This is a genomic window from Achromobacter maghribensis, from assembly GCF_057334215.1.
Map to the genome: position 1 here is coordinate 224,355 of NZ_JBHFII010000026.1, position 14,062 is coordinate 238,416.

11 protein-coding genes are annotated in these 14,062 nt (G+C 65.8%); all 11 read right to left on the reverse strand.

Annotation, left to right across the window (positions count from 1 at the left end; genetic code table 11):
- Positions 1–12: 12 nt before the first annotated feature.
- The 11 genes from ACE039_RS11855 to mraZ are packed head-to-tail and all read right to left on the reverse strand — an operon-like array spanning position 13 to position 13,719.
- The gene (locus ACE039_RS11855; RefSeq protein WP_105555519.1) at positions 13–963 is read right to left on the reverse strand and encodes a D-alanine--D-alanine ligase; all 951 of its coding nucleotides are present in this window, start codon (positions 961–963) and stop codon (positions 13–15) included.
- Positions 960–2,366 carry a UDP-N-acetylmuramate--L-alanine ligase gene (gene murC / locus ACE039_RS11860; RefSeq protein WP_105555520.1) on the reverse strand — a complete coding sequence of 469 codons (1,407 nt, stop codon included), beginning with the start codon at positions 2,364–2,366 and terminating at the stop codon, positions 960–962. Before murC ends, ACE039_RS11855 begins: the two co-directional genes overlap by 4 nt.
- Entirely contained in the window at positions 2,363–3,439 is a 1,077-nt protein-coding gene (murG, locus tag ACE039_RS11865; protein ID WP_485822449.1) for an undecaprenyldiphospho-muramoylpentapeptide beta-N-acetylglucosaminyltransferase, read from the reverse strand. The genes murC and murG overlap by 4 nt, the downstream gene beginning before the upstream one ends.
- On the reverse strand, positions 3,436–4,629 hold the full coding sequence (gene ftsW, locus ACE039_RS11870) for a putative lipid II flippase FtsW (RefSeq protein WP_105555522.1): 1,194 nt from the start codon (positions 4,627–4,629) through the stop codon (positions 3,436–3,438). The genes murG and ftsW overlap by 4 nt, the downstream gene beginning before the upstream one ends.
- Entirely contained in the window at positions 4,626–6,158 is a 1,533-nt protein-coding gene (murD, locus tag ACE039_RS11875; protein WP_485822450.1) for a UDP-N-acetylmuramoyl-L-alanine--D-glutamate ligase, read from the reverse strand. The genes ftsW and murD overlap by 4 nt, the downstream gene beginning before the upstream one ends.
- Positions 6,155–7,324 (reverse strand): phospho-N-acetylmuramoyl-pentapeptide-transferase, encoded by a 1,170-nt coding sequence (gene mraY, locus ACE039_RS11880; protein WP_105555524.1) that lies wholly within the window; start codon positions 7,322–7,324, stop codon positions 6,155–6,157. The genes murD and mraY overlap by 4 nt, the downstream gene beginning before the upstream one ends.
- Entirely contained in the window at positions 7,314–10,172 is a 2,859-nt protein-coding gene (gene murF / locus ACE039_RS11885) for a bifunctional UDP-N-acetylmuramoyl-L-alanyl-D-glutamate--2,6-diaminopimelate ligase MurE/UDP-N-acetylmuramoyl-tripeptide--D-alanyl-D-alanine ligase MurF (protein WP_485822451.1), read from the reverse strand. Before murF ends, mraY begins: the two co-directional genes overlap by 11 nt.
- Positions 10,169–11,899 (reverse strand): peptidoglycan D,D-transpeptidase FtsI family protein, encoded by a 1,731-nt coding sequence (locus ACE039_RS11890; protein WP_105555526.1) that lies wholly within the window; start codon positions 11,897–11,899, stop codon positions 10,169–10,171. Before ACE039_RS11890 ends, murF begins: the two co-directional genes overlap by 4 nt.
- Entirely contained in the window at positions 11,896–12,186 is a 291-nt protein-coding gene (ftsL, locus tag ACE039_RS11895; protein ID WP_105555527.1) for a cell division protein FtsL, read from the reverse strand. Before ftsL ends, ACE039_RS11890 begins: the two co-directional genes overlap by 4 nt.
- Positions 12,186–13,283: a 16S rRNA (cytosine(1402)-N(4))-methyltransferase RsmH gene (rsmH, locus tag ACE039_RS11900; protein WP_105555528.1), complete on the reverse strand. Its 1,098-nt coding sequence runs from the start codon at positions 13,281–13,283 to the stop codon at positions 12,186–12,188. The genes ftsL and rsmH overlap by 1 nt, the downstream gene beginning before the upstream one ends.
- A 7-nt stretch (positions 13,284–13,290) precedes the next feature.
- The gene (gene mraZ / locus ACE039_RS11905; RefSeq protein WP_006226256.1) at positions 13,291–13,719 is read right to left on the reverse strand and encodes a division/cell wall cluster transcriptional repressor MraZ; all 429 of its coding nucleotides are present in this window, start codon (positions 13,717–13,719) and stop codon (positions 13,291–13,293) included.
- Positions 13,720–14,062 lie beyond the last annotated feature (343 nt).

Below are 14,062 nucleotides of genomic sequence, written 5' to 3' on the forward strand. Positions count from 1 at the left end.
GGAGTATCCAGGTCAAGCGTTACGGGAGGCGCTGTGCACTTTGCACGAGGCCTCGGACAAAATCGCCACGCACAGTTCGGCGTAGCTGATCCCCACGGCCTTCGCGGCCATGGGCACCAGAGAATGGCTGGTCATGCCAGGCGAGGTATTCAGTTCAAGCAGCCACGGACGGTTGTCGCGGTCCAGCATGAAGTCGGCGCGGCCCCAGCCTTCGCAACCCAGCGCGCGGTAGGCTTTGACGGCGATCGCGGAGACTTCCTCGGCCACTTCGGGCGGCAAGGTGGCCGGGCAGAAATACTGCGTGTCGTCCGAAAAATACTTGTGTTCGTAGTCGTAATTGCCGCCGGGCGCCGCGATCTCGATCACGGGCAATGCACGCGCGGCCTTACCGGAACCCAGCACCGCCACGGTCAGCTCGCGGCCGGTGATGAACTGCTCGGCTAGCACTTCGCTGTCGTAGCGGGCGGCCGCGGCATAGGCCTCTTTCATGTCCGAGTAGCCCACCACCTTGGTGATGCCGACGGTCGAGCCTTCATGTGGCGGCTTGAGGATCAGCGGCAGGCTCAGGCGGTCGGGCACCAGGCGCAGTTCCGTGTCGGCATCCACCACTTCAAACTGGGGCGTGGGCAGGCCATGCTGCAACCACACGCGCTTGGTCATGGTCTTGTCCATGGCCAGCGACGAAGCCATCGGGCCGCTGCCGGTATAGGGAATGCCCAGCAATTCCAGGGCGCCCTGGATCGTGCCATCTTCGCCAAAGCGGCCATGCAGGGCGATGAACACGCGGTCGAACCCTTCGGCGGCCAGCTCGGCCAGGCTGCGTTCGCCCGTATCGAACAGGTGCGCGTCCACGCCCGCGCTTGCCAGCGCCTGCTGCACGCCCTTGCCGGACATCAGCGACACTTCGCGTTCCGCGGAACGGCCGCCATACAGGACACCCACTTTGCCGAATTGCGCGCTCATGCCAGTTCTCCTACTTGGGCGGGGACTTTGCTGATAGACCCCGCACCCATCACAATCACCACGTCGCCGTTGCGCACGAAGTCCACCACGGCCTGGGGCAGCTCGGCCACGTCTTCGACGAACACCGGCTCAACCTTGCCGGCCACACGCAAGGCGCGCGACAGCGCACGACCATCGGCCGCCACCAGGGGCGGTTCGCCAGCGGCGTAGACCTCGGTCAGGAGCACGGCGTCCGCCGTGCCCAGCACTCGCACGAAATCTTCAAAGCAATCCCGCGTCCGTGTGTAGCGGTGCGGCTGGAACGCCAGCACGATGCGGCGGTCCGGCCATGCGCCGCGCGCCGCGGCCAGCGTCGCCGCCATTTCGACAGGGTGATGGCCGTAGTCGTCGATCACCGTGAACGTGCCGCCACCATGACTGGCCGGCACGGGGAATTCGCCCGTCTGCGTGAAACGACGGCCCACGCCCTTGAACGCGGCCAGCGCGTCGCAAATCGCTTCGTCGGACACGCCCAGTTCGGTCGCCACGGCAATCGCGGCCAGCGCGTTGCGCACGTTATGCAGGCCGGGCAGGTTCAGTTCCACCTGCAACGGCGGCAGCAGCGTATCGAGGTGCGTGCGCTGCACGTTAAAGCGCATGCGCGTGCCTTCCGGCTGCACTTCATAGGCGCGCACCTGCGCGTCTTCATTCAAACCGTAAGTCGTGATGGGGCGCGACACGAACGGCATGATCTCGCGCACGTTGGCGTCATCCGAGCACAGCACGGCGCTGCCGTAGAACGGCAGGCGCTGCGTGAACTCGATGAACGCGCTCTTCAGACGCGCGACGTCGTGGCCGTAGGTATCCATGTGGTCGGCGTCGATGTTGGTCACGATGGCCATCACCGGCAGCAGGTTCAGGAACGATGCGTCGGACTCGTCGGCCTCGACCACGATGTAGTCCCCCTGCCCCAGCCGCGCATTGGCGCCGGCCGAATTCAGGCGCCCCCCGATCACGAAGGTGGGATCCAGGTCGCCGGCGGCGAGCACGCTGGCCACCAGGCTGGTCGTCGTGGTCTTGCCGTGCGTGCCGGCCACCGCGATGCCGCGCTTCAGGCGCATCAGTTCGGCCAGCATGATGGCACGCGGCACCACCGGGATGCGCGACGCGCGGGCCGCGATCACTTCGGGGTTGTCGCCCGCCACGGCGGTGGACGTCACGATGGCGCCCGCGCCCGTGACATTGCTGGCCACGTGGCCAATCGCGATCTTCACGCCCAGACCTGCCAGGCGGCGCGTCACGGCCGACTCGTTCAGGTCGGAACCGCTGATCGTGTAGCCCAGGTTGAGCAGCACTTCGGCAATGCCGCTCATGCCCGAGCCGCCGATGCCTACGAAATGGATATGTTGAATTCTGTGTTTCATGATGAACGCCCCGCTGCTTGTTCACAGACGTCGGCGATATGAGCCGCCGCTTCCGGGTGCGCATGCGCGCGGGCCCGGACGGCAACGGCTTCCAGTTCTTGTCGGGAACGCTGGGCGAGCCAGTCCGCCAGCCACTCGGGCGTCAAGGCGGTTTGCGGCTGCAGCCAAGCGGCCTGCGCGTCGCTCAAAAAGCGCGCGTTGGCGGTCTGATGGTCATCGATGGCGTGCGGGAACGGCACGAACAGCGCCGCGACGCCGGCCGCGGCCACTTCGGACACCGTCATGGCGCCCGCGCGGCAAATCAGCAGGTCCGCGTCGCCCATGGCGCCGGCCATGTCATCGATGAACGCGCGGCAGTCGGCCTGCACGCCCGCCTGGGCGTAGGCCTGCTGCAACGCGGGCAAATGTTGCTCGCCGGCCTGGTGGATGACCTTCGGCCGGTTGTCTTGCGGCAGGCGCGCCAGCGCCGGCGGCACCGTCGTGTTCAGGGCTTGCGCGCCCAGGCTGCCGCCCACGATCAGCACGCGCAACGGGCCCGTGCGGCCGGCATAGCGCACGGCCGGGTCCGGCAGCGCGCACAAGTCCGCGCGCACCGGGTTGCCCATGGCTTCGCCCTTGGGCAGCACGCCGGGGAATCCGCTCAACACGCGACGCGACATTTTGGCCAGGCACTTATTCGCGGTGCCGGCCACGGCGTTCTGTTCGTGCACGACAAGCGGCGTGCCGCGCAGCGCAGCGATCACGCCCCCAGGGAAGGCGACATAGCCGCCCATGCCCAGCACCACGTCCGGCCGCACGTCGGACAACCGCGACCACGCCTGCGCAAAGGCACGCAACAGCAGGAACGGAAGCTTCAACAGCGCCGATGCGCCCTTGCCGCGCACGCCCTGAAAGCGCAGCGGCACCAGTTCGATGCCGCGCGGCGGCACGAGCTTGCCTTCCATCTTGTCGGGATTGCCCAGCCACAGCACGCGCCAACCACGCTCGCGCAGCACGTCGGCCACGGCCAGGCCGGGCATGATGTGCCCGCCGGTGCCGCCGGCCATGATCAGGATGGTGCGGACGGCGTTCATACCCGTCCCCCGCGCATCATGACCCGGTTTTCGACGTCTACCCGGATCAGCATGGCCAGCGCGCACAGGTTCATCACCACGCCCGAACCGCCATAGCTCATCAGCGGCAGGGTCAGACCCTTGGTGGGCAGCAGGCCCAGGCACACGCCCATGTTGATGAAGGACTGCACGCCGAACCACATGGCCACGCCATGCGCGACCAAGCCCGCGAACGTGCGCTCCATGGCAATGGCCTGACGGCCGATGTCGAAACCACGGTAGATGATGATGGCGAACAGCGTGATCACCAGCATGACGCCGGCAAATCCCAGCTCTTCGCCCACCACCGCCATCAGGAAGTCGGTGTGCGCTTCGGGCAGGTAGTGCAGTTTTTCCACGCTGGCGCCCAGTCCCACGCCCAGCCATTCGCCACGGCCCAGCGCAATCAGCGAGTGCGACAGCTGATAGGCGCTGCCGTAGGCGTTGTCTTCGTTCCAGGGGTCCAGGTAGGCGAACAGGCGCGCGCGGCGCCACGGCGACAGCCAGATCAGCATCAGGAAGGTGCCGACCAGCACGGCCAGCAGGCTGCTGAAGTACTTGCCGTTGATACCGCCCAGGAACAGGATGCCGATGGCGATCGCCACGATCACCATGAAGGCGCCCAGATCCGGCTCCAGCAGCAGCAACATGCCTACGCCAGCCAAGGCGAAAGCCATCGGCAGGAAGCCACGGGCGAACGCCTGCATGTGTTCCTGCTTGCGCACGGTGTAGTCGGCCGCGTAAAGCAGCGCCGCCAGCTTCATCAGTTCGGACGGCTGGAAGTTCAGCGGACCCAGAGGAATCCAGCGGTGGGCGCCGTTGACCTCGCGGCCGATGCCGGGGATCAGCACCGCGACCAGCAGGATCATCGCCACCACGAACAGCGGCACGGCCATGCGTTGCCAGACGCGGATCGGGATGGCCAGCACCACGGCGCCGGCAAGCAGCCCGGCACTGACGAACAGGCCGTGGCGGATCACGAAGTAGTAGCGCCCGTAGGACGCGTAGCGCGGGCCGTCGGCCAGCGCGATCGACGCCGAATACACCATCAGCAAGCCAAGCAGCAACAACGTCGACGCCGCGATGACCAGCGGCAGATCGAAGTTGCGCATTTTGGTACGGCCGGGCCGTACGGCATTGACGCTGGCGGTGAGGTCGGCGATCAGGCTCATGCCACCTCTCCACGGTCGCGGGCCAGGTCTTCGACCTCTTCCACGAACACCTGCCCGCGATGCGGGTAGTTGCGGAACATATCCAGGCTGGCGCAGGCGGGGGACAGCAGCACGGCGTCGCCCGGTTGCGCCAGTTCCGCCGCGCCGCGCACGGCGTCATGCAGCGAATCGACGAAGACACAATTGACGCCGGTCGGCGCCAGCACGCGGCCAATCTCGGGCCCGTCCGCGCCAATCAGCATCACGGCGCGGGCATGGCGCGACACCACGGGAATCAGTGGCGAAAAATCCTGTCCCTTGCCCTGGCCGCCTGCAATCAGCACCACCGGTTGCCCCAGGCCTTCCAGCGCGGCGACGGTCGCGCCCACGTTGGTGCCCTTGCTGTCGTTGATATAGTCGACGCCGCCGATCTGGCGAACGAAGGCGGCGCGGTGTGGCTCGCCAGCGTACTCGCGCAGCGTGCGCAGCATCGCGCCCCAGCCCAGGTCCATACAACGCGCCAGTTGCAACGCAGCCAGCGCATTCAGGGCATTGTGAATGCCGCGGATACGCAAGGCATCAACGGGCATCAGGCGGCTCATGCGCCCGTTGGCGCGCACCGGTTCGGGCGCGTCCTTCTTCTTGCGCACGGGCGGCGCGGGTTCATCGAAGTCGCTGGGTTCGGCCGCAACCAGCCAGGACACGCCCTGCCCGAGTTCCAGGCCCATGTCGCCCACCAATTCGGGCATGTCGCGGCCAAACGTACGCACGTTCAGCGCGTTCACCGTCCGCACCATGCGCACGGTCAGCGCGTCGTCGCGGTTGACGATGGCAATGCGCGCCATCTGCAGCAAGCGCGCCTTGGCCGCCGCATAGGCGTCCATGCCGCCGTGCCAGTCCAGATGGTCCTGCGTAACGTTCAGCACGACGGCCGCGTCGGCCATCAGCGAACGGGTCGTTTCCAGCTGGAAGCTGGACAGCTCCAGCACCCACACCTGCGGCAGCGCGTCGTTGTCCAGCGCGTCGATCAGCGCCGTCAATGCGGCGGGACTGATATTGCCGGCCGCCACGACCGACAGGCCGCTGGCGTCGATCAGGTCGCGCGTCAGCGCGGTCACGGTGGTCTTGCCGTTGGTGCCCGTCACGGCCAGCAGGCGGGGACGGTACTCGCGCGTTTCGGCCAGGTCGACCAGCGCGCGCGCAAACAATTCGATCTCGCCAACCACTTCAATGCCGCGGGCCTCGGCTTCGCGCAGCAGGTCGGCAGCAGGCGCCTCGGCCGGTGCCAACCCGGGGCTGAGCACGACCTGATTCACGCCGTCCAGCAGCGCCGTATCGAAAGACGCGTCGCAACCCAGACGGTATTCCACATCGCTCTGCGCCAGCGCGTCGCGCAGCGCAGCCAGTCCGCCCGGCTCGGCGCGCGTGTCGGCCACACGCAAGCGGGCGCCCAGGCGGGCGCACCAGCGTGCGGCGGCGACACCCGTCTCGCCCAATCCGAGGATCAGGACAAGCGGCGCGTCAGCGCGGGAGGTTTCCATCGTATTCATCGCAACTTCAGGGTAGAGAGGCCAATCAGCACCAGCATCATGCTGATGATCCAGAAACGCACGACCACCTGGGTTTCCTTCCAGCCGCCCACTTCAAAGTGATGATGCAACGGCGCCATGCGGAATATGCGTCTACCTGTTCCATAACGTCGCTTCGTGTACTTGAACCAGGTCACCTGGATCATCACCGACAGCGTTTCCACCACGAACACGCCGCCCATGATGAACAGCACGATTTCCTGGCGCACGATGACCGCGATGGTGCCCAGCGCGCCACCCAGCGCCAGCGCGCCAACGTCGCCCATGAACACCTGCGCCGGATACGCGTTGAACCATAAAAATGCCAGTCCCGCGCCCCCGATCGCCGCGCACAGCACCATCAATTCAGAGGCGCCGGGGATATACGGGAACAACAGGTACTTGGAATAGTCGACACGGCCGACCACGTACGCGAAGATGCCCAGCGCACTGCCCACCATCACGGTCGGCATGATCGCCAGGCCGTCCAGGCCGTCGGTCAGGTTGACGGCATTGCTGGTGCCGACGATCACGGCCCAGGTCAGCGCCACGAAGCCCAGCACGCCCAGCGGATAGCTCACCGATTTGAAGAACGGCACGATCAGGTCGGCGCGCGTCGGCAACGCCATCGTGAAGCCGCTTCCGACCCAGGCCTTGAACAGCGGCCACAGTTCGGTATTGGCGGGAGCCGACACGGCGAACGCCAGATACACCGCGGCAATCATGCCGATGGTGGCCTGCCAGAAAAACTTCTGGCGGGCGGGCATGCCCTCGGGATCGCGATAAACGACTTTGCGGTAGTCGTCGCGCCAGCCGATCCAGCCGAAGCCGAACGTCACCAGCAGCACCACCCACACGAAGCGGTTGGTCCAATCCGCCCACAACAAGGTGCTGATGGCGATGGAAATCAGGATCAGCACGCCGCCCATCGTGGGGGTGCCGGTCTTGACCAGATGCGTCTCCGGGCCGTACGAACGCACGGCCTGGCCGATCTTCATCTCGGTCAGCTTGCGGATCACGCGCGGACCGGCGACCAGGCCGATCAGCAACGCCGTCGCGCACGCCAGCACGGCGCGCAAAGTGATGTATTCGAACACGCCCAGCGCGCGCACATCATCGGAAAGCAGACGGGCGATCTCAAGCAGCATGGTGTTCTCCCTGCGCCTTGGCCGCCTGTCCGTCATTCAAAGAAAAAGCCGTCACTACCCGCTCCATGCGCATAAAGCGCGATCCCTTTACCAATACGCAGGACGCGCGCAAACCGCGCAAGGCGGCAACCACTTCGTCTACCGATGCGCAGGCGTGCGCCCCAGCTCCGAATGCGGCCGCAGCCGCCCGGCTGGCTTCGCCCAGCGTGACCAGCGCGTCAAGCCCATGCTCGCGCGCGTAAACGCCCGCCTCTGCATGCAGGGCCGGGCCGTCGTCTCCGATTTCACCCATGTCGCCCAACACCAGAACGCGCTTGCCGGCCATGCGGCCCAGCACGTCGATGGCGACACGAACCGAATCGGGGTTGGCATTGTAGGTGTCATCAATGAGCAACGTACCGTCACTCATTTGCTTGTGCTGCATGCGGCCCGCAACGGGGACAAAACCCGCCAGGGCGCGCACGGCGCTATCCAGCGGCACTCCCGCCGCGATGGCGCTGGCGATCGCGGCCAACGCATTGCGCAGGTTATGCAAGCCGGGCACCGGCAGGGACAGCTCCGCCGTGCCAACAGGCGTCACGACGCGACAGCGCGTGGCGCTCACGTCGGCAAGAATATTCTCCGCGTACACATCCAGGCCGGGTTGCAGACCAAAGCGCAGCACGCGGCGCGGTTCCGCCAGCGCATCCCAGATTGCGCAATACGGTTCATCCCCCGGGTACACGGCAATGCCGTCGTCCGGCAGCGCCGTGATCGCGGCGCCGTTCTCGTGCGCCACCGCTTCCACGGTGTGCATGAACTCCTGGTGTTCGCGTTGCGCGTTCGTCACCAGGGTCACCGTCGGCGCCGCCATGGCGGCCAGTTGGGCGATTTCACCCGGGTGGTTCATGCCCAGCTCGAAAACGGCCGCCCGATGCTCCGGACGCAAGCGCAGCAGCGTCAGCGGCACGCCGATATCGTTGTTCAGGTTGCCGGCGGTGGCCAAACGGCCCGCCTCGCCGCACCATTCGGCCAGCATGGCCGAGATCATTTCCTTGGTGGTCGTCTTGCCGTTGCTGCCCGTCACTGCCACGACCGGCAGCGAGAACTGCGAACGCCACGCCGCGCCAATGCGCATCAGCGCCAGGCGGGTGTCGCCCAGCACCAATTGCGGCAGTTTCGCGTCGCCGACGGCATGCGCCACGACAGCCGCGCAGGCGCCTCGGCCTTCGGCCTGATCAAGATAGTTGTGCGCGTCGAAATTCTCGCCGACCAGCGCCACGAACAATTCGCCCGTGCCGATGCGGCGGGTATCCGTGGATACGCCTTTGACCTGCGGCAGCAGCAATGCCAGGCGCGCCCATTCGCGGTCATCGAAAGGCAGCTTTTCGCCCCCGATGTCCTGATAGGTTTCGTGCCCCTTGCCCGCCAGCAGCACCACGTCTTCGGGCAATGCGGCCCAGATCGTCTGCATGATGGCGCGTGCGCGGTCGACCTGGACATCGGCCTTTGCCGCTTTCGGGATGCCGGCCAGAATTTGTTCAACGATCGCTTCGGGCGATTCCGTGCGCGGATTGTCGCTGGACACCACTACGTGGTCGGCCAGTTCCGCCGCGATGCGGCCCATTTCGGGGCGCTTGCCCGGATCGCGCTCGCCGCCGCAGCCGAACAGGCAGATCAGGCGGCCAGAGCGAGCAACCGCCACTGCACGCAGTGCCGTCAAGGCGCGCGACAATGCATCGGGCGTGTGCGCGTAGTCCACCACCACCAGCGTGCCGCGGCCCGCATTGGCTTGAGTCGTGACCGGCAACGTTTCCACGGTCTGCAGCCGACCGTCCACCGGATCCGTCGCGGCCAGTTCCCGCGCGATCTGCGCGAACGGCAGGCCGAGCTTGTACAGCACGCCAGCCACCAGCAGCAGATTCGATACGTTGTGCGACCCCAGCAGCCGCGTCACGATCTGGGCTTCGCCATGGGGCGACACCAGCGTGAAGATCTGGCCTTGGGACGTCGCCTGAAGATCACGTGCGCGCATCGCGGCCGGGATCTCGGGCGCGTCGCTCAGGCTGTAGCCCATCGCGCCGGTACCGGCGGGCAGGCTTGCGATCAGCCGGCGTCCGGCCGCGTCATCGGCATTGACGATGGCGGCCGTCAGGCCCGGCCATCGGAACAGGCGGGCCTTGGCGGCCTCGTAGTGTTCCATCGTGCCGTGGTAATCAAGATGGTCACGCGTCAGGTTCGTGAAGGCGGCCAGCGCAATACGCACGCCGTCCAGACGCCCCTGTTCAATACCGATCGACGACGCTTCCATCGCCACCGCCTTCGCGCCGGCGTCGCGCATCGCCGCCAGCGTGCGATGCACGGTCAGGACGTCGGGCGTCGTCAAGTCGCCGCCCAGCGTGCGGCCGTCGGGCAGTACGGCGCCCAGGGTGCCGATGGTGCCGCAAGGCTTGTCGTTACGGCTCAGCGCATGCGCGATCCATTGGACCGACGAAGTCTTGCCGTTGGTGCCCGTCACCGCGACCACCGCCAACGCGGCGGACGGACGGCCGTACCAGGTGTCGGCCAACTCGCCCAGCAAGGCGCGCAGGCCGGTCACGGGCAACATCGGCGTATCGCCGCCAGCGGCCTGGATGGCTTCGCTGGCCGGGGCTTCGAACAACACTGCGCTGGCGCCCAGCGCCAACGCCTTATCTATATAGAGACGTCCGTCGCTGGACAGGCCCGGGCAGGCAACGAACACGTCGCCCGGCTCGATATCGCGCGAGTCCAGCTTGAGGTGCGCCGTCAACGAGACGCGCGCATGCAACCACGCCACGGTTTCGGCAACCGTGGCGACAGGGTGGGAGAGGAAGCCTTTGGCGCTCATCTGCCTGGCTCCTTGAGACCAGCAACAATCGTGGATTCAAATGGCGCGTCCGGCCGCACCCCCATCAGCCTCAGGCTCCCCCCCACGATATGGGAGAACACGGGCGCGGCGATCGCGCCGCCGTAATAACCGCCGACCGTCGGCTCGTCGATGGACACGGCCACCACGATCTTCGGATCCGACACCGGAGCGAAGCCCACATACGAGCTCCGATAACGCTGCATGCTGTACTTGCCGTCGACAATCTTGCGCGCGGTGCCGCTCTTGCCGGCCACGCGGTAACCCTGCACCTGCGCGGCCTTCGTGCCTTCGGGGCCGGCGGCCGCTTCAAGCATCGCGCGCACCATGGCGGTCGTCTTGGGCGTATAGATCTTGACGCTGGTGGGGTCGCTGTCGCGCTTGACCAGCGTCAGCGACACCATGTCGCCGTTACGCGCGAACACGGTGTAGGCGCGCGCCACTTGCAGCAGCGACACGGACAGGCCGTAGCCATAAGCCATCGTCGCTTTTTCGATCAGGCGCCAGCGGTCCCAGGGGCGCAAGCGGCCGGGCGCCGCGCCGGGGAATCCCACTTGAGGCGCCTGGCCCAGGCCCAATTCAGTGAAGCGGTCCCACATTTCGCGGGATTCCAGCTTCTCCGAGATCATGGTCATGCCGATATTGCTGGACTTGCGCAACACGCCGGCCACGTCCAACGTGCCGTTGCGGCTCACGTCGCTGATCGTGCTGCCCTGATAGCTGAAGCGGCCATTGCCGGTTTCGAACAACGTCGAGGTCGTGATCCGGCCCAGGTCCAGCGCCAGCGCGGCGGTGAACGGCTTCATGATCGAGCCGGGCTCGAACGTATCGGTAATGGCCTGGTTGCGCAGCTTGGACCCGTGAAAGCTCTCGCGTTTGTTCGGATCGAAAGTCGGCACGTTGGCCAGCGCCAGGATTTCGCCCGTATGCACGTCCACGACCACGGCGGTAGCGCCCTTGGCCTGGTGCTTGTCCATGGCGTCCTTCAATTCCTTGAACACCAGGTACTGCAAACGCGTATCGATGGACAGGCGCAAGTCGCGGCCGTCCACCGGCAACGTCACGGCCTGCACGTCTTCAATGACCCGGCCCAGCCGGTCCTTGATGACGCGGCGGCTGCCGGGCCGGCCAGACAGCTGCTGGTTGAACGTCAGTTCGACGCCTTCCTGGCCCTGGTCTTCGACGCTGTTGAAGCCCACCACGTGGGCCATCACGTCGCCGTCCGGGTAGTAGCGGCGGGTCTCGGGTTGCTGGTGCACGCCAGCCATGCCCAACTGTTTGATCTTGTCGGCCACGTCCATCGGGACCTGGCGCTTCAGGTAGACGAAGTTCTTGTCTTCATCGACCAGCCGGTGACGCAAATCGGCCACCGGCATGTCCAGCAGCTTGGCCAGCGTATCCATCTGCGCAGGCGTACCCTGCTTGGCGTCTTCCGGAATCGCCCAGATGGCGCGCGCCGGCACGCTGGAAGCCAGCACCGCGCCGTTGCGGTCCATGATCTTGCCGCGCGTGGCCGCCAGCGTCAGGGTGCGTTCATAGCGGCGTTCGCCCTGCTGCTGCAGAAACTCCGTCGACAGCCCTTGCAGGAAGAGCGCGCGGCCAGCCAGCACGGTGAATCCGCCAAACAGCAGGATCAGCACCAGGCGCGCGCGCCAGGTGGGCAGTTGCCCACGCAGCACGGGGTTGTCGAAGAAGGGGACGCGTTTCATTGCGCGCCCCCAGCGGTGGAGACGGGCGCTTGATTCAGATACAGCGTGCGGTCCGGAACGATGGGGATCATCTTCAGGCCGTCGCGTGCAATCACATCGACCCGCGCGTTGCGGGCGAGTTCGGCGCGGTCAAGCTGCAACCGGCGCCAATTGGTTTCCAGGTCGCGTTCCTGGGCCTGATCACGTCCCAGCTCCACAAAGAGCTGACGCGACTGATACCGGCTGGTAACCAGGGAAATGGCCGACAGCATCAGTAAAGCCGCAATGATCAAGTTGACACGACCCATTAGCGCCGCCCTCCCTTGCCGCCGCGGCGAGGCGGCGGGGCCAGGTCGCTGCCGGGCAGCGAGCCGATCTTCACGAACGCGAAGCCGCCCTCGGGGGGCAGCGGCGTTTCGGTGCGTTCGGCAACGCGCAGGACAGCGGAGCGGGCGCGGGCATTGCCCGAGACCTCGTCGTCTTCGGCCTGGACACGGCCGAGGGAACGCAGGATCGGTTGGGGCATTTCGCTTTCACGCAGCGGCAGGCGTGCATGCGCGGCGGCCGGCCGAGCCGCCGCCACGATGCACTGCTTGACCATGCGGTCTTCAAGCGAATGAAAACTGATCACCGCCAACCTCCCCCCCGGAGCAAGCAGGTCTAGAGCTGCCGCGAGGGTGCGCGCGAGCTCTTCGAGTTCCCGATTGATGTAAATCCGTAAAGCTTGAAAGGTGCGTGTGGCCGGATGCTGCCCCTTTTCGCGCGTGCGGACGGCGCTGGCGACGCACTCGGCAAGCTCGAGCGTGGTGCGCAGCGGCCTTGTTGCGCGGCGAGCAGCAATCGCCTTTGCAACCTGAAAAGCAAACCGTTCTTCGCCATAATCCGCTATGACCTCCCGCATCTCATCCACACTGGCTTGCGCCAGCCAATCCGCCACCGTGGGACCACGAGTGGTGTCCATCCGCATATCGAGCGGGCCGTCTCGCATGAACGAGAAACCGCGCTCGGCATCATCGATCTGAGGCGACGACACGCCCAGATCCAGCATCACGCCATCGACCTTGCCGATGCCGAGCTGCTCCAATTCTTCAGCCATGGTGGCAAAGCCGCCATGGATAACCGTGACCCGGGGGTCCGCCGCCGCCAACGCGCGGGCTACAGCGATTGCCTCGGGATCCTTGTCGAACACCACCAGCCGGGCTTCCTTGCCCAAGCGCCCAAGCAGCTCGCGACTGTGCCCGCCCCGGCCAAAAGTGCCGTCGACAAACACGCCGCGTTCCGCCCGCGTAGCCGTATCCGGCTCGGTCTGCATGTGCGACCGTGTCGCGCCTTTGCCGCCGAAGTCGGGCAGCAGTAGTGCGTCCACCGTCGGCTCCAGCAGAACGGGCCGATGTTCGAATTCCATAGATTTTTCAGAACGAAAACTGATTCAACACATCCGGCATACCCTTGGCCAAGTCTTCAGCCTCGCGGCTGGCCAGGGTAGCGGCGTCCCACAGCTCGAAGTGCGCGCCCAGACCGAGCAGCATCACATCGCGCGTCATACCGGAAGCGTTGCGCAGTTCAGGAGCGATCAGGACCCGGCCGGAGCCATCCAGTTCCACGTCCTGAGCGTTGCCGAGCAACAGCCGCTGCAACGCACGAGCCGTCATGGGAAAGGCGGCGATCTGCTCGCGCTTCTTTTCCCACTCCGGCCGCGGGTACACCAGCAAGCAGCCGTCGGGGTGGCGGGTCAGGGTCAGCCGGCCATCGGCCTGCGACATCAGCGCGTCACGATGCCGGGTCGGAATCGAGATCCGTCCCTTGGCATCCAGCGTGAGTGCGCTGCTTCCCTGAAACACCACTTTTACCCCACTTAATTGCACAATTTCCTACTATTTCCCACTCTACGGTATGGCACAGGGGCGGTCAAGCGCGTGGTTGCAATTTTTTCAATCACAACAAGGACTTAGACCAATATGTAAAACCGCAAAAAGAAAAACCTCCTAATAAATCAGGAGGTTGCGGCGCACACTACAAGTCCTTCTTCAGAAGTAGCGCCTAAGGATGACTTTGCATTGTTTTACGAAGGGCCGGATCGCCCGTTCTGGCGAGGCTTCCCGCCCGACGGACCGCCTGGGCCCGTCAAAAAAATGGCGCGGCCGCTACTGCCGGGCGCGGGCCAGCGCGGCCAGGCGTCAAGCC

Excerpts from the sequence above, each read along its gene's own strand:
- ACE039_RS11855 (WP_105555519.1), bottom strand. The coding sequence starts at position 963 with ATGAGCGCGCAATTCGGCAAAGTGGGTGTCCTGTATGGCGGCCGTTCC.
- murC (WP_105555520.1), bottom strand. The coding sequence starts at position 2,366 with ATGAAACACAGAATTCAACATATCCATTTCGTAGGCATCGGCGGCTCG.
- murG (WP_485822449.1), bottom strand. The coding sequence starts at position 3,439 with ATGAACGCCGTCCGCACCATCCTGATCATGGCCGGCGGCACCGGCGGG.
- ftsW (WP_105555522.1), bottom strand. The coding sequence starts at position 4,629 with ATGAGCCTGATCGCCGACCTCACCGCCAGCGTCAATGCCGTACGGCCC.
- murD (WP_485822450.1), bottom strand. The coding sequence starts at position 6,158 with ATGAATACGATGGAAACCTCCCGCGCTGACGCGCCGCTTGTCCTGATC.
- mraY (WP_105555524.1), bottom strand. The coding sequence starts at position 7,324 with ATGCTGCTTGAGATCGCCCGTCTGCTTTCCGATGATGTGCGCGCGCTG.
- murF (WP_485822451.1), bottom strand. The coding sequence starts at position 10,172 with ATGAGCGCCAAAGGCTTCCTCTCCCACCCTGTCGCCACGGTTGCCGAA.
- ACE039_RS11890 (WP_105555526.1), bottom strand. The coding sequence starts at position 11,899 with ATGAAACGCGTCCCCTTCTTCGACAACCCCGTGCTGCGTGGGCAACTG.
- ftsL (WP_105555527.1), bottom strand. The coding sequence starts at position 12,186 with ATGGGTCGTGTCAACTTGATCATTGCGGCTTTACTGATGCTGTCGGCC.
- rsmH (WP_105555528.1), bottom strand. The coding sequence starts at position 13,283 with ATGGAATTCGAACATCGGCCCGTTCTGCTGGAGCCGACGGTGGACGCA.